The organism is Rahnella perminowiae (assembly GCF_019049755.1).
Lineage (GTDB): Bacteria > Pseudomonadota > Gammaproteobacteria > Enterobacterales > Enterobacteriaceae > Rahnella > Rahnella perminowiae.
The window spans coordinates 24,849-40,158 of the sequence record NZ_JAFMOS010000642.1; the positions used below are offsets into that span (position 1 = coordinate 24,849).

Consider the following 15,310-nt stretch of genomic DNA (forward strand, 5'->3'; position numbering starts at 1 on the left):
GCAGTTACAGAAAAACAGGCGGTGCGCGGGGTTGGGAATCCGTGAATATCAGCGAAGGAATAAGATGCGGTATGGCAGCGCACGGTGGAGCACGGCTGGAAACATCCAGCGACCACTGCATGGGCATAGCCTGCAAATCGAGCAGGGGTAAATGCACCAGCAACACGCAATAACCGCACGCGGCATCGCTCATGTCGCCAGAAAGCATAGCTTTCACGGTATCCTGCGGCGCAGACTGACAGGCAGGCGTCTGGCAATGCTCCTCCGATGATACAGAATGCACTGACATATCCATGTCAGCCATTTCCCCGTCCGACATGTCCATCCCGGACATCATCATGCCGGGCATCATCCTATGCTGCACACCCTCTGCCACCAGCGATTTAGACACCACGGGCGCAATAAACAACATCAGTATCGCCACCATCCCGAGCCAGGCCGGGAAGTGCAAATGTCGATGATGGATGTGTCGGAGTGAGAGCATTATGTCAACAAGGTGAAAATAAGAAGCGGCGAAATTGTACCTGAATTGTTGAGATATACACCCGAAATCATTCAGGTTCTATCACGGCCGCGGGCGAATAATTCCTCAGAAACCCGGCACGCCAACGCAGAGGCGGCCTGAAGGATGGCGGAGACAAAAAAGCCCGCTCGGAAGCAGGCTTTTATACAGACATTAACGGACAGTATTATTTGTCGTTTTTCAGCTTACGCATCACCAGCGTGGCGTTGGTGCCACCGAAACCGAAGCTGTTAGACATCACCGTCGTCAGTTCACGCTGCGTTGGCTGAGTGATGATATCCATACCTTCGGCCTGCTCATCAAGGTTTTCGATGTTGATGCTTGGCGCGATGAAGCCGTATTCAGCCATCAGCAAGGTGTAGATCGCTTCCTGAACGCCTGCGGCACCCAGAGAGTGACCGGTCATGGCTTTGGTCGAAGACAGCGCCGGCGTTTTGTCACCGAACACTTCACGGATAGCGCCCAGTTCTTTAACGTCGCCGACCGGGGTAGAAGTCCCATGAACGTTAACGTAATCGATTGGAGTATCTACACCGTTCATTGCCATTTTCATGCAACGCACTGCGCCTTCGCCAGAAGGAGCCACCATATCTGCGCCGTCAGATGTTGCGCCGTAGCCAACGATTTCTGCATAGATATGCGCGCCACGTGCCAGAGCGTGTTCCAGCTCTTCGACAACAACCATACCGCCGCCACCTGCGATAACGAAACCGTCACGCGCTTTGTCGTAGGTACGGGATGCTTTGTCCGGCGTTTCGTTGTAGCTGGTGGACAGTGCGCCCATCGCGTCAAATTCACACGCCATTTCCCAGCACAGTTCTTCACCGCCACCGGCAAACACCACATCCTGTTTGCCCAGCTGAATCATTTCTACCGCGTTACCGATGCAGTGTGCAGAGGTGGCGCAGGCAGAACTGATGGAATAGTTAACGCCGCGAATTTTGAACGGTGTTGCGAGGCAGGCAGACACGCCGGAAGCCATCGCTTTGGTCACCATGTAAGGGCCTACGCCGCGCAGGCCTTTGGCACGCATACCATCGGAGCCCGCGACCTGATTGCGCGGAGAACCGCCGCCGGAACCTGCGATCAGGCCGGTACGTTCGTTGGATACCATTTCAGGGGTCAGACCGGAGTCTTCAATCGCCTGTTGCATGGATAAGTAAGCGTAGATCGAGGCATCACTCATGAAACGCACAATCTTACGATCGATAAGGCCTGCGGTGTCTAATTTGACATCACCCCAGACGTGACTACGCATCCCGGCATCTTTCAGCTCTTGCGAGAAGGTGATCCCAGAGCGACCTTCCTGCAGAGATGCAAGAACTTCCTGCTTGTTGTTACCGATGCTCGAGATGATACCCAGGCCAGTAATCACTGCACGTTTCATTTAATACCTCTTGTACTATTCACCATTTGGGATTTCGTCACGCACTCTAGCGTACAGTTGTACGCCGAACAAGTCCGATCAGCAATTCCTTGTGTAAATCGTGGTAAATTTGCGCGGGTTCTAAGGCAGCGTTAAACTTCGGCATCGCCTTGAACTGAGAGAGTTTCACGTGAGCCACAACCCGATCACGCCCGCAGAATTAAGCTGGAACGAACAGGGTACACCTGTTTCCCGACATTTTGATGACGTCTATTTTTCCAATCAGAACGGCCTGCTGGAAACACGACATGTTTTTCTCAATGGCAATCATTTTCCGGCACGTTTTGCCGGTCACCCTCGCCCGCTGTGCATTATCGCCGAAACCGGTTTTGGCACCGGTCTGAACTTTATGTCGCTGTGGCAAGCCTTCGGGACATTCCGCGAAGCGCAGCCCGACGCTACGCTGCAACGTCTGCATTTCATCAGCTACGAGAAATTTCCGTTGTCCGCCCGTGATCTGGCGACAGCACACACACAATGGCCCGAGCTGGCCGCGTATTCGGCACAACTTTGCGAACAATGGCCAATGCCCTTTCCCGGCTGTCACCGCCTGCTGCTCGCAGACGGGCGTATCACGCTTGACCTGTGGTTCGGCGATGTCACTACCCTGCTTCCGGCATGTGACACCAGTATGAATCAACAGATCGACGCCTGGTTTCTCGACGGATTTGCCCCGTCCAAAAATCCGGACATGTGGACAGAGGATTTATTCCGTTCAATGGCGAAAATGACCCGACCGCAGGGTACATTCGCCACCTTCACCGTGGCGGGTTTTGTCCGCCGCGGATTGCAAAGCGCAGGTTTTGACATCAGTAAGGTACCGGGGTTCGGCGAAAAGCGACATATGTTAGCCGGTGTGCTGCCCGCAGGAATTGACGTACCTCATCCCGCACCGTGGTATGTGCGTCCGGCGGCGAAAAATGTCACTGAATTTGCCCTTCTCGGCGGCGGCGTCGCCAGTGCTGTGTTATCGCTGGCATTACTTCGACGTGGTTTTGCGGTCACGCTGTATTGCGCCGATGAAAAACCGGCACTCGGTGCTTCCGGCAACCGTCAGGGGGCGGTTTATCCGTTGCTCAACGGCCGCGGCGATACACTGGAGAACTTCTTTGCCCATGCTTTCACTTTCGCCCGCCGCCAGTATGCGCAACTTGAAAAGGCGGATGTATCTTTCGATCACGGCTGGAGTGGCGTCACGCAACTCGGGTATGACGAAAAAAGTCAGGGCAAAATTGACGGCATCATTAACGGTGGCTGGCCGGGAGAACTGGCAACAGGATTGAGTGAAGAAGACGTGGAAGCACTATGCGGATTGCCGTGCGGCAGCGGCGGCGTAACTTATCCGCTCGGTGCCTGGCTGTGTCCGGCTGAACTGACCGCGTCCCTGATTTCGCTTGCCGAAACCCGGGGCTTAACCGTGCATTATCGCCAGCGCGCAACCGCATTAAATTATGATGCAGATTCACAGTGGGTGCTGACCTTTGCCGATGGCCATGTTGCCCGTCATCAGGGCGTTGTCCTGGCCAACGGCGCGGACATCACTGATTTCAGCCAGACCGAAAAACTGCCGGTTTACGCGGTCAGCGGTCAGGTTTCGCATATTCCGACCACACCTGTACTGAGCAAACTTAAACAGGTCTTGTGTTATGACGGTTATATGACCCCGGTCAGTCCGCAAAATCAGCATCATTGCATTGGCGCAAGCTATCACCGTGCGGATAAATGCACGGATTACCGTGAAGACGATCAGCAGGAAAATCGCCAGCGGCTGCTGAACTGCCTGCCGGAACAACCATGGCCACATGAGGTGGATGTCAGTCAGGGTGAGGCGAGGAACGGCGTGCGTTGTGCAACGCGGGATCATCTGCCGATGATCGGTTCGGTGTCCGATTACGACGCGTTGCTGGAAAGCTATAAAAAACTGGATCTGGATATTCAGCGCCATCGCCCGATTGTAGACGCGCCGGTGTATGAAAACCTGTTTCTGTTTGGCGCGCTCGGCTCCCGTGGCCTCAGCTCCGCCCCCCTGGGAGCAGAAATACTGGCTGCACAGATTGCCGGTGAACCATTGCCGCTCGACAGCGATACACTGGCGGCGCTGAATCCAAACCGGATGTGGGTCAGAAAACTGCTGAAAGGCCGCCCGGTCGAATCACATTAACCGGCCACTGAGGCAATAAAAAAGCGCAGCCGGTTAATCCGTCGCTGCGCTTTTTCACAAAATAGCGTCCCCTAAAACTGAGGCAGGGAAGCCTGATACAGATTTTCCCACATGCCCTGCACTAAAGCCTGATCGCGTGGTGACAACTCACCGGCTTTGATGGCTTTGTCCAGGCCATCCTGAACACGGATTTTCAGTGCTTCAGCAGTGTGTTCACCGTTTTCTTCCGCTTCTGCCACGGCGACCGTCAGATGGCCCCGCAGATAGCCACTGGCAAACAATTCGTCGTCACTGGCGCTTTCGACCATATCGTCGATCAGCGTTAAAATCCGCGTTTCAAATTCTGCGATCATTACTCTTCCTCTCGTAACAGGTATTCGGGGTCTTATTCGATCGGCTGCAACGCAGGGAAATCTGCAGGCGTCAATGGGGGCGTATTGTAAAACGATTGTAACGCTTTAATAAAGCGTGCCGGTCTTTCAGGAATACCCTGTTCCAGCATACGCAACACTTCTTCGCGTACTTTGTTCTGAAAACCCACGCGGTCAGGTTCGCAATCGCCGCTCAGGTTGTCACAACTGACGTTGAAACGAAAACCGGCTGCCACACAGAACAGCCATTCGTAAGATTGTGGTTTGATTTCCACTTTCTCGAATTCACTTTGCGTTTGCGCATCGCGGCCATCCGGGCAGTACCAGTAACCGAAATCCACCCGTTTGCGGCGCTCAGCGCCAGCCACACACCAGTGGGAAATTTCATGCATGCCGCTGGCATAATAACCGTGTGCAAACACAATCCGGTTAAAAGGGGTCTGCTCATCAGCAGGCAAATAGATCGGCTCGTCGTCGCCTTTGACCAGGCGAACGTTAAATTCCTCAAAGAAGCAGGAATCAAAAATGTCGATCAGTTGATGATAGTTATGTGTTGCAGTCGAATCTGACATAAAACGGTAAAACTCAGTAAGTGGGAAAGGCGACAATATACCCTTGTTTACACACCCGATTTCATGACCTCAGGCAAGCATTTTGCAGCGCCTGCCATTATAAATGCAGGCTTATCCATTGTTGGATTTCAGCGCCATGATTGTCATAAATCAGCTTGCAGCTCATCACCACGGAAACGATGACCACCATCGGACGAATGATCTTCTGACCTTTGCTCAGCACCATCCGCGCGCCCAGACGTGCACCGATAAACTGCCCCGTCATCATCACAAATCCCAGCACCCACACCACTTTGCCGCCAAGTATGAAAAACAGCAGGCCGCCAAAGTTGGAGGTGAAATTCAGGACTTTTGCATGTGCCGTGGCTTTTGCCAGATTAAACCCGCATAACGTCACAAAAGCCAGCGCGTAAAAAGAACCGGCACCGGGACCGAAAAAACCATCGTAGAACCCGACACAACCGCCGCCTACCAGCGCATACGGCAGTGCATTTAAGCGCCTTGCCCGGTCGCTTTCGCCCAGACGCGGCGTCAGCAAAAAATACAACCCAATGCAGATGATCAGCAGCGGTAAAACCTGACGTAACATATCAGCGCGCAGATGCTGGATAAGGATCGCGCCGATCACTGATCCCGTAAAGGTACAGGCAATATTCAGTTTTTGATCGTTGAGATTCACCACACCACGCCGTACAAAGTAAAGACTGGCGGAGAAGGATCCGCCTATCGATGACAGCTTATTGGTCGCAATGGCCTGTGCCGGTGACACACCTGCCGCAAGCAGCGCCGGCAGGCTGATCAGCCCGCCACCACCGGCAATGGAATCAATGAAACCGGCAAACAGTGCAACGAAAAATAAAACAACCAAAACCCACGGGGCAACAATCAACCAGTCCATTTTTCTGTCAGCTCGCTATGCGTGGCGAAGAGTAAGTAAAACCTGTTAAAGAACGTGTTTATCCAGCAACGCCTGACAAGAAGGCGGCAACGGAGGGGGCTCTTTTTTCACCGGGTTTCCGCTGCCCGGCTTAGGTGGCAGGAACCAGCTTTGCAGCTCTGCGCCACAACCATCACCCGCAGGCGGTGGTGCCTGATTCTCACATTCGAGGTTACCTACCGGGCAACGCAGACGAACGTGCATATGCGCGCGATGACCAAACCACGGACGTACCTTATGCAGCCATTCGCGATCCGTTCCTGCATCAAGACAGAGCTGTTGTTTGATAGCCGGATTGACGAAGATCCGCACCACATCTTTATCCTGTGCTGCCATTTTGATCAGCGTTTCGATCCGTGGCTGCCACTGAGAGGGCACAATGGATTTACCGTTGGCGCTGACCAGATCGATAGGCTGCGGCCTGAGCAACATCTGTTCGCTCCAGCGCTGACGCGGCAGTTGCAGCCAGATATCCACATCCAGCCCGGACTGATGGCTGGCGTGACCACTGCTGAAGCGCCCGCCAGCCGGCATCGCCATATCACCGACCAGCAGGGTACCCAGTCCTTTTTGTTGAGCCTGCGTGCCCAGACGGGTGATAAATGCCAGTAAATCAGGCTGGCCGAAATAGCGGCGCTGGTCGGTACGCATCACCTGATAGGCCGGAGAGTTCAGCGGCAAGGGCTGTGCACCAACCTGACAACCGTTGGCATAACTGCCAATCGCTTCCGGCGTGCCGGAAATCGGCTGAGTAATTTTCTGCCACGGCGTTGCCGCCATCGCAGGTGCGCAAAGTGCAAGCGCCAGAAGACTGGCGCAAACAGCACGAAACGCCGGGAACGTGCGTAAAGGTTTCATCGGACAGATTACCAGCGTGGCACGGTGGAATGGACGTCGCCGTTCTGAGCACGCTGACGCAGTAAATGATCCATCAGTACGATCGCCATCATTGCTTCGGCAATCGGTACCGCACGGATACCGACGCACGGATCATGACGCCCTTTGGTGATCATCTCGACCTGCTCACCGTCGCGGTTAATCGTACGACCCGGTACGGTGATACTCGAGGTCGGTTTCAGTGCCAGATGGGCGATAACCGGCTGGCCGCTGCTGATGCCGCCGAGAATCCCACCCGCGTGGTTGCTTTCGAAACCGCCCGGCGTAATTTCGTCCCGGTTTTCACTGCCACGTTTGGCGACAACCGCAAAACCATCGCCGATTTCCACACCTTTCACGGCATTAATGCTCATCAGTGCATGCGCCAGATCCGCATCCAGACGATCAAACACAGGCTCACCCAGGCCGACAGGCACATGATCCGCCACCACAGTGATTTTGGCACCGATCGAATCACCTTCTTTTTTCAGCGCGCGCATCAGCTCATCCAGCGCTTCCAGCTTGCTTTCATCCGGGCAGAAGAACGGGTTAGTGTCCACCAGATCCCAGTCTTTCAGCTCGCAGGTGATATCACCCATTTGCGACATATAACCGCGTACTTTGACACCGAACTTCTCCAGCAGGTATTTCTTAGCCACCGCGCCAGCGGCCACACGCATCGCGGTCTCGCGGGCAGACGAACGGCCGCCGCCACGGTAATCGCGCACGCCATATTTTTGCTCGTAGGTATAATCGGCATGTCCCGGGCGGAACACATCTTTGATTGCGCTGTAATCCTGGGATCGCTGATCGGTGTTCTGGATAATCAGACCGATGCTGGTGCCGGTAGTGACGCCTTCAAACACACCTGAAAGAATTTTTACTTCATCAGCTTCACGGCGCTGTGTGGTGTAACGCGAAGTGCCCGGACGACGACGGTCGAGATCGTGTTGCAGATCAGCTTCGGTCAGGGCAATACCCGGCGGTACACCGTCAATAATACAGCCCAGTGCCACACCGTGGGATTCGCCAAAAGTGGTGACGCGGAAAAACTGCCCAATACTGTTCCCTGCCATCACGGCTCCTTAACCATTATGTTGATGGATGCTCAATGACCGGCGCAATGCCGGTCATTATTGTCAAAGTGAATTAGTCTTTGTATGCGCGGAATTCTTCGGCGCAATCGAGAAGTTGCTGTTTGGTCAGCATAAAGACGCCGTCACCACCGTTTTCAAACTCCAGCCAGGTGAACGGGATCTCAGGATACTGATCCATCAGATGTACCATGCTGTTGCCCACTTCGCAGATCAGCACGCCGTTATCGGTCAGGTAATCGGGTGCACAGGCCAGAATACGGCGGGTCAGTTTCAGACCGTCGCTGCCGGAAGCCAGCCCCAGAACCGGCTCGTGGCGGTATTCCTGCGGCAGATCAGACATGTCTTCTTCGTCCACGTACGGCGGATTGGTGACAATCAGGTCATATTGCAAGGCCGGCAATTCACGGAACAGGTCGGAGCGGATGGGCGTGACCCAGTTTTCAATGCCGTGTGTGTCGATATTGCGCTCAGCCACCGCCAGCGCATCGGCAGAAATGTCGACAGCGTCAACTTCGGTTTCAGGGAACGCATAAGCACAGGCAATAGCAATGCATCCGCTGCCGGTACACATATCAAGAATGTGCTGCGGCTGTTCGTTCAGAATGCCGGAGAAACGGTTGCTGATCAGCTCGCCAATAGGCGAACGTGGCACCAGTACGCGTTCATCGACATAGAATTCCATGTCGCAGAACCAGGCTTTGTTGGTCAGATAGGCCACCGGCACCCGCTCGTTGACGCGGCGGATCACACGCTCAACAATGCGGTGGCGCTCGCTGGATGTCAGGCGTGCGGTGTGCATATCTTCAGGGATGTCCAGCGGTAAAAACACGCTTGGCAGAACCAGTTGCACGGCTTCGTCCCACGGGTTATCGGTGCCGTGACCGTAATAGACATTGGCCGCGTTCAGGCGGCTGACGGTCCAGCGCAGCATATCCTGAATGGTATGCAGCTCACTGACAGCTTCGTCGACGAAAATTTTGTCCAATTTTATTCTCCAGGCAGTGCACGGGTTTTTAACAGACGTTTAACCCATTATTTGCCGCATAGTTTGCCACGAAGCCCGCCACAAATCAGCAGCTAGTCAACGCACTTGCGCGATGTCCCGAAGAATTTAACCCTGAGTTTTCTTTAAACCGCAGGGTGACGGAAGGTACACTGTCTGTATTGAGCGATAATGACGATAAAAAGATGAAGAAAAAACACCTGCTCAGCCCCGAGGAAGCGGCGTTATTCCGCGAGGCTGTTCCGGGCATCAAGCGCCTGAAAAACGATACGATTACTCACCGCCCGCCGCGAAAAAAGCTGGTCACCCTGTCGCCTAAAAAGCTGATTCAGGAGCAGGTGGACGCGAGCTATTACTTTTCTGATGAATTCCAGCCAATGTTGCAGGAAGAAGGCCCGGTTCGCCATATCCGGCCAGATGTCAGTCATTTTGAATTGAAAAAATTGCGTCGCGGCGATTATTCGCCCGAGCTGTTTCTGGATTTACACGGTTTAACGCAGAGAGAAGCCAAACAGGAACTGGGCGCGCTGATCGCAGCCTGCCGCCGTGAACATGTACATTGCGCCTGTGTGATGCACGGTCACGGCAAACATATCCTCAAGCAACAAACCCCGTTGTGGCTGGCACAGCATCCGGACGTCGAGGCTTTCCATCAGGCTCCTAAAGAACTGGGTGGCAGCGCCGCTTTGCTGGTACTGGTTGAGCTGGACGATAAAATCAGCTGACTTCCTCCCCACCTTCATAAACGAGAAAGGCACAGCCGGAGCTGTGCCTTTCTTTTGTCTGGCGCTGTTCACCGAAGCCTTACTCTAAATAATTCGAGTTGCAGCAAGGCGGCAAGAAAAATTATCCCGATAAGCTTACTCAGGTAAGTGATCCGGGTAATTTATCGCAGCCAATGCATCTGCGGCTCGAAGTATGATGAATAAACGGGATTAGACCTTAGCCATCACCTGGCATGGGCTGAATTGCCAGTCAAAGGTACCTTGCCCGGTTTCGCCGTTCAGTTCAACACTTGCCATCGCGGAAGTGGCGAACATTGGCGGGCAAACGCCCGGACACAGTTCTGCTACCAGATAACCGACCAGCGGCAGATGCGACACCACCAGTACCGCGTTGACGCCGGTCAGTGCCAGATGCTGCAGTTCACTGGCGACCAGAGCAGGATCTCCGCCCGGTGTCAGTTCCTTGAGAATATCAATCTCAACATTTCCGGGCAGCGCCAGACACTGGCGCACTTTTTCGAGCGTCTGCTGCGCACGCAGGTACGGGCTGACCAGAATGCGGTCAATTTTGATGCCACGGCCATTCAGCCAGGCAGCCATATGTACTGATTCGTCACATCCGCATTCGCTTAACGGGCGAACTGAGTCGCTGGCAGCTTCGAGAACCGCATCACCGTGACGCATAATTACAACTTGCATATTGCACCGCTTTTGTTAACAAAAATAGCGCTATACAGAAACGCCTTGCGTGCTGTATTACCCATTGCCCAGCATTTCAATCACTGTCAGATTGAAGTTTTTCATTACAAGATAGCTGTCAGGCATTACATCCACTTAACACGCTGTGCCCACATGCCCTGCATGATGAGCATCAGCGGTCGGGCATTTTGCCTGAAACTTCACGTAAATAAAACGCTGTTTTTTACACCAACCCTTACCGCTTGTAAACCATTCAGGCGATTATTTAACCACTCAGGTTGTAGATCAATCGTTTGGGATTGTTTCTGTACAAAGTTATTCTCACCATAAAAATGATCCCCGGCATGTACCTGGCTTTAAGCAGGATCTGTTCCAGATTCTCGCGAAACTCAGCAATAAGCAGTGATCACAATCACACTTCACTGACCTTTTCGCCCGCCCTGTTACCTGAACAGAACCGTTCACCCTGCTGCGCCCGTCGTATTAACCCTTCGCATGGCGTGAAATGCTCGCCGTACTGCTGCGCCAGTTGCTCCAGTATTTTCACCACAGTGGCGCTGCCAAGCTGGTCTATGTAACGGAACGGTCCCCCCCGGAAGGGCGGAAAACCTATTCCGAACACAGCGCCAAGATCACCATCGCGCGCACTGCGGATGACTTTTTCGTCCAGACAACGCACCGCTTCGTTGAGCATCAGCATCACGCAGCGTTGTGCAATCCCATCTTCTGACTGCTGCGCTTTTGGCGTGACATTCAGCAGACGATAAATCGCCGGGTCGACCTGTTTTCTCTTCGCCGTCCGCCCTTTCTGCCCGTAAAGGTAGAAACCTTTGCCATTTTTACGGCCTTTACGGTCATCTTTAAGCACCGCATCAAAACCGGCAGGAGCGGCAAAACGCTCACCAAAAGCATCAATCAGTATCGGACCAATTTTCGTGCCGACATCAATACCGACCTCATCCAGCAGCTGGATCGGGCCGACCGGGAAACCAAAATTCACCAGCGCTTTATCAATATGATCGACCGGTTCACCGCCCAGTAAGCAACGCGCAGCTTCATTGATGTAAGGCGCAAGAATACGATTTACATAGAATCCGGCGCTGTCACCTACCACAATGGCCGTTTTCCCCTGTTTCCTGGCAAGCGAAACCGTGGTTGAAATAGTCTGTGCACTGGTGCCCGCATGCGGGATGACTTCAACCAATGGCATTTTATCGACCGGGCTGAAATAATGCAGCCCGATCACCTGTTCCGGCCGGTCAGCCCGCTCTGCAATCTTCTGAATGGGCAAAGAAGAGGTGTTTGATGCAAAAATCGTGTGCGGTGCGGCGTTTTGCTCTATTTCCGCCACCATCGCCTGTTTGAGCGATAAATCCTCAAATACCGCTTCCACCACAATATCAGCCTGCGCAAAACCGCTGTAACCGGTAGTACCGGAAATCAGCAGCATCTGACGTTGCTGTTCGCTGCGGGTCAGCCTCCGGCTGCGCAGCTTTTTCTCCAGCAAATCCCAGCTGTATTTCAGCGCATGGCGGATACCGTCGTGATTAATGTCTTTAATACGTACCGGCAGTCCGGCTTTGGTGGCAGTCACATAAGCGATACCTCCCCCCATCAGGCCACCACCGAGAATGCCCACACGGCGTACCGGCAAAGGTTCTGCATCACCGCCCTTTTCTTTTTTCAGCGCGGTGGAGGCGAAAAACAGGCCGCGTAATGCCGCCGATTCTGATGTCATCACCAGTTCGCCAAAAGCTTTGGCTTCCGCCTGGTAGCCGATACCGCTGCCTTGGTCCAGCCCGGTTTTTACCACATCGATGATTTTTGTGGTGGCCGGATAATTGCCGTGTGTTTTCGCCCATGTCTGTTTACGCACAAAATGAAACAGCAAACTTTTGCCCACCGGCCCACCGGCCAGACGCGCCTGCCACGGCAATGGCGGACGTGATTTACGCCCTTTCGCCACACGTTCCAGCGCCGTTTGCAGCAAAATAGAATAGGGCACTGCGTCATCCACCAGCCCCATTTTCAGCGCCTGTTTCGCGCGAATACTGCGACCTGTCAGCATCATATCCAGCGCTTTCGGCGCGCCGATAAGCCGCGGAAGCCGCTGCGTACCGCCGGACCCCGGCAGTAAACCCAGCTGTACTTCCGGCAGGCCGAGCTGAGTTTTTTCATCCAGCGAACACACACGGGCATGGCACGCCAGCGCCAGTTCCAGACCACCGCCGAGACAGGCACCATGAATAGCGGCCACCACCGGCACAGAAAACGAGGCGATTTGAGCCATCACCGTCTGGCCTTTTTGCGCCAGTTCACTGGCCTGGACGGCTGTCTGACAGCCCGAAATCATAGTGATATCCGCACCGGCAATGAATGAATCTGTTTTGCCCGAAATGAGCACCAGACCTTTCAGACCGGGATACTGCTGTGCTTTGTGCAAAATAGCGCTGATTTGCTGAGCAAATTCAGCCTTTAAGGTATTCACTTTTTCGCCGGGAACATCGATGGTGATAATCCCCACATGTTCCGTGGTAAATATCAGTGAAAAAGCAGAGACCGGTTCGGTTGCTTGAGTGTCTGCCGGATTCAGGTTTTCCATAGGTTCTCTCATTGCGCGGCCTCCAGGATCATTGCTGCGCCTAAGCCGCCAGCGGCACAGGCAGTGGTCAGCCCATATTTCCCGCCACGACGACGTAATTCATGCAGCGTCTGGGTAATCATTCGTGCGCCGGTTGCCGCAAAAGGATGCCCGTAGGCCAGTGAACCGCCCAGAACATTGAATTTATCCCAGTCTATTTCGCCTACAGCCTGACTACGGCCAAGTTTTTCACGGGCGAACTCATCACTGGCTAACATTTTGATATTCGCCAGCGTCTGTGCAGCAAACGCTTCATGCATATCGATCAGATCCAAATCGTCCAGCGTCAGCCCTGCGCGATCCAGCGCCAGCGGCGTGGCGTAGGCAGGCCCGAGAAGCATGTCTTCCCAGACGCCGATAGCGGCAAACGCAAAACTTTTCAGATAGCCGAGAGGTTCAAGGCCCAGTTCACGTGCGCGGGATTCGCTCATCATTAATACCGCCGCGGCACCATCCGTCAGCGGCGTGCTGGTGGCGGCGGTGACGGTACCGTGTTTACGGTCGAAAGCCGGGCGCAATTTGGCATACTGACTGATTTCAGAATTCAGGCGGATGTTGTTATCTTTTTGCAGCACTTCACGGTAAGGCGGAACCTGTGCGGCCATGACCTGCGAGGTTAAATACCCCTGCTCCCATGCCTGCGCGGCCAGCGTATGAGAACGGTGCGCCAGCTCATCCTGCTGCACGCGGCTGATGTTATGGCTTTTCGCCATCTGCTCTGCGGTATCGCCCATGCGCAGACCGGTAGAATATTCAGCCACAGCAGGCGGCACCGGCAGCAAATCGCGCAGTTTGAGTTGGCTGAAAATGGAGAGACGCTGCGACAGCGTACGTGCTTTATTAACATCCACCAGGGCGCGGGCCAGTCGTTTGCTGACACCTATCGGCAATACCGAAGAAGAATCCGCTCCGCCCGCGATCCCGACCTGCACCATCCCGCTCATGATGCTTTCGGCCACGTTAGCAACCGCCTGAAAACTGGTGGCACAGGCACGCGAGACGCTATAGGCATCGGTCGATACATCCATGCCGGTACCGAGCACAATTTCGCGGGCGATATTCGGCGCTTCCGGCATCTGGACCACCTGACCGAAAACCAGCTGGTCGATGTCCTTCGGGTCAATCCCACTTTTTGCCAGCAGCTCACTGACCACCATTTTACCGAGATCGACAGCAGGAATGCCGTGATAGGCGGTGGCCTGTTTAGCAAACGGCGTACGTAAGCCGTCGACAATCGCAATGCGATCGCCCTCACGCGTCACCAGTGGAACGACTTTATTCATACAAGCTCCTGAGAAAAATAGGGTCTTAAGAGGTCAGACCTGATAACTCAGTTTTAACTATGTATTTACATTTGGCAAAGCGAAAGGGAGTGAAGTGCGAGCAACAGCAAATTTTTCTGAAATAAGAATGAGAAGAAAGGCGGCAGGCAGAAATAGCAGACAAAGAAATACCGCTTATTTAAGCGGTATGACAACTTAGAACTTCCTCTCAATAATTTGAGTCGCAGAATGAGTCACGCGGCAATCAATGCCATTCCGATGAACTGATATACATCAGTAATTCGGTTACGGAGTGCAGCCAACGCATCTGCGGCTCAAAGTATGACGGGGATTATCTCAAGCCTAACTGGAAGATCATCGTTTCAGCCTGGCAGCTAAATGTGAAATCGATATTCAGTTCGACGCCGCCATCCACTTTTTCGATACGGCTGTTGATTTCACATGGCTCAGATTCAACGCCGCGTGCGCGTTCGGTCAGGGCTTGCAGGGTTTCGTTCGCCTGAGCTTCGGTTTCAAAAACACGGCTGTAAGAAGCGGTGCAATCCGTATTGTCCATGATGGTTCCGACATCGACACAGCAGCAGGCTGCGGTTTCTTCCGCACCACATTTGTTGATGGAATGCAGAGGTTGGGTGGATTTAGAGGACATGGTTACGTCAGACATAATTTTCTCCCCGGCATCAGCGGCAACGTCCACCGTCTGGCCTGATTGCGAATAAGGTTTTATTTCCAGCCTGTATTTTACGCCACCGTTCTGACAACACACTAGTGCTTACTTATTATGTGCCTTTCAGGTGATCCAGATCACGTATATGTAAGTAATCGTTTATAACTTCGTCACTGTTCTCACTTTAACGTTTCTTAATTGAACTTTTATTGTTTGTTTTTTGTTAAGTGGATCCAATTTCTTGCATCAAATAAGAAATATCTATGAAACATTATTGCAACTACACCACAGGTCAGACCTATACTTCGCTCACTGGTCTGATTTGTCAG

At 53.5% G+C, this 15,310-nt stretch carries 14 protein-coding genes; 2 read left to right on the forward strand and 12 right to left on the reverse strand.

Annotated features, from left to right (window positions below; all coding sequences use genetic code 11):
• Window positions 1-4: 4 nt before the first annotated feature.
• Complete coding sequence (locus J1785_RS25375) at window positions 5-484, reverse strand: DUF2946 domain-containing protein (protein ID WP_129952293.1); 480 nt, start codon at window positions 482-484, stop codon at window positions 5-7.
• A 205-nt stretch (window positions 485-689) separates the two neighbouring features.
• A complete protein-coding gene (gene fabB, locus J1785_RS25380; RefSeq protein ID WP_129952292.1) occupies window positions 690-1,910 on the reverse strand; it encodes a beta-ketoacyl-ACP synthase I in 1,221 nt (406 codons plus the stop codon).
• Window positions 1,911-2,079: 169 nt separating this feature from the next.
• Between fabB and mnmC the strand changes: the two genes are divergently transcribed.
• Window positions 2,080-4,110, forward strand: a complete 2,031-nt coding sequence (mnmC, locus tag J1785_RS25385; RefSeq protein WP_217220991.1) for a bifunctional tRNA (5-methylaminomethyl-2-thiouridine)(34)-methyltransferase MnmC2/FAD-dependent 5-carboxymethylaminomethyl-2-thiouridine(34) oxidoreductase MnmC1 — start codon at window positions 2,080-2,082, stop codon at window positions 4,108-4,110.
• Between the two features lie 71 nt (window positions 4,111-4,181).
• Here mnmC and J1785_RS25390 read toward each other — a convergent pair whose 3' ends face one another.
• The 6 genes from J1785_RS25390 to prmB all read right to left on the reverse strand — a co-directional run bounded on the left by J1785_RS25390 (window position 4,182) and on the right by prmB (window position 8,948).
• On the reverse strand, window positions 4,182-4,463 hold the full coding sequence (locus J1785_RS25390; protein ID WP_129952290.1) for a YfcL family protein: 282 nt from the start codon (window positions 4,461-4,463) through the stop codon (window positions 4,182-4,184).
• 32 nt (window positions 4,464-4,495) lie between these two features.
• A complete protein-coding gene (locus tag J1785_RS25395) occupies window positions 4,496-5,053 on the reverse strand; it encodes an elongation factor P hydroxylase (RefSeq protein ID WP_129952289.1) in 558 nt (185 codons plus the stop codon).
• A gap of 97 nt (window positions 5,054-5,150) precedes the next feature.
• Window positions 5,151-5,951 (reverse strand): sulfite exporter TauE/SafE family protein, encoded by an 801-nt coding sequence (locus J1785_RS25400; RefSeq protein WP_217220992.1) that lies wholly within the window; start codon window positions 5,949-5,951, stop codon window positions 5,151-5,153.
• A gap of 45 nt (window positions 5,952-5,996) precedes the next feature.
• Complete coding sequence (gene mepA, locus J1785_RS25405) at window positions 5,997-6,848, reverse strand: penicillin-insensitive murein endopeptidase (protein WP_165383708.1); 852 nt, start codon at window positions 6,846-6,848, stop codon at window positions 5,997-5,999.
• An 8-nt stretch (window positions 6,849-6,856) separates the two neighbouring features.
• Window positions 6,857-7,942 carry a chorismate synthase gene (gene aroC, locus J1785_RS25410; RefSeq protein ID WP_217139014.1) on the reverse strand — a complete coding sequence of 362 codons (1,086 nt, stop codon included), beginning with the start codon at window positions 7,940-7,942 and terminating at the stop codon, window positions 6,857-6,859.
• A 73-nt stretch (window positions 7,943-8,015) separates the two neighbouring features.
• On the reverse strand, window positions 8,016-8,948 hold the full coding sequence (prmB, locus tag J1785_RS25415; RefSeq protein ID WP_129991747.1) for a 50S ribosomal protein L3 N(5)-glutamine methyltransferase: 933 nt from the start codon (window positions 8,946-8,948) through the stop codon (window positions 8,016-8,018).
• A gap of 203 nt (window positions 8,949-9,151) precedes the next feature.
• Between prmB and smrB the strand changes: the two genes are divergently transcribed.
• Window positions 9,152-9,691: an endonuclease SmrB gene (smrB, locus tag J1785_RS25420; protein WP_129952776.1), complete on the forward strand. Its 540-nt coding sequence runs from the start codon at window positions 9,152-9,154 to the stop codon at window positions 9,689-9,691.
• A 210-nt stretch (window positions 9,692-9,901) separates the two neighbouring features.
• Here smrB and sixA read toward each other — a convergent pair whose 3' ends face one another.
• The 4 genes from sixA to J1785_RS25440 all read right to left on the reverse strand — a co-directional run bounded on the left by sixA (window position 9,902) and on the right by J1785_RS25440 (window position 14,978).
• Window positions 9,902-10,390, reverse strand: a complete 489-nt coding sequence (gene sixA, locus J1785_RS25425; protein ID WP_129991746.1) for a phosphohistidine phosphatase SixA — start codon at window positions 10,388-10,390, stop codon at window positions 9,902-9,904.
• Window positions 10,391-10,802: 412 nt separating this feature from the next.
• On the reverse strand, window positions 10,803-13,004 hold the full coding sequence (gene fadJ / locus J1785_RS25430) for a fatty acid oxidation complex subunit alpha FadJ (protein ID WP_217220993.1): 2,202 nt from the start codon (window positions 13,002-13,004) through the stop codon (window positions 10,803-10,805).
• On the reverse strand, window positions 13,001-14,314 hold the full coding sequence (fadI, locus tag J1785_RS25435; RefSeq protein ID WP_217220994.1) for an acetyl-CoA C-acyltransferase FadI: 1,314 nt from the start codon (window positions 14,312-14,314) through the stop codon (window positions 13,001-13,003). The genes fadJ and fadI overlap by 4 nt, the downstream gene beginning before the upstream one ends.
• A 331-nt stretch (window positions 14,315-14,645) precedes the next feature.
• Window positions 14,646-14,978: a YfcZ/YiiS family protein gene (locus tag J1785_RS25440; RefSeq protein WP_129952282.1), complete on the reverse strand. Its 333-nt coding sequence runs from the start codon at window positions 14,976-14,978 to the stop codon at window positions 14,646-14,648.
• Between the last annotated feature and the right edge of the window lie 332 nt (window positions 14,979-15,310).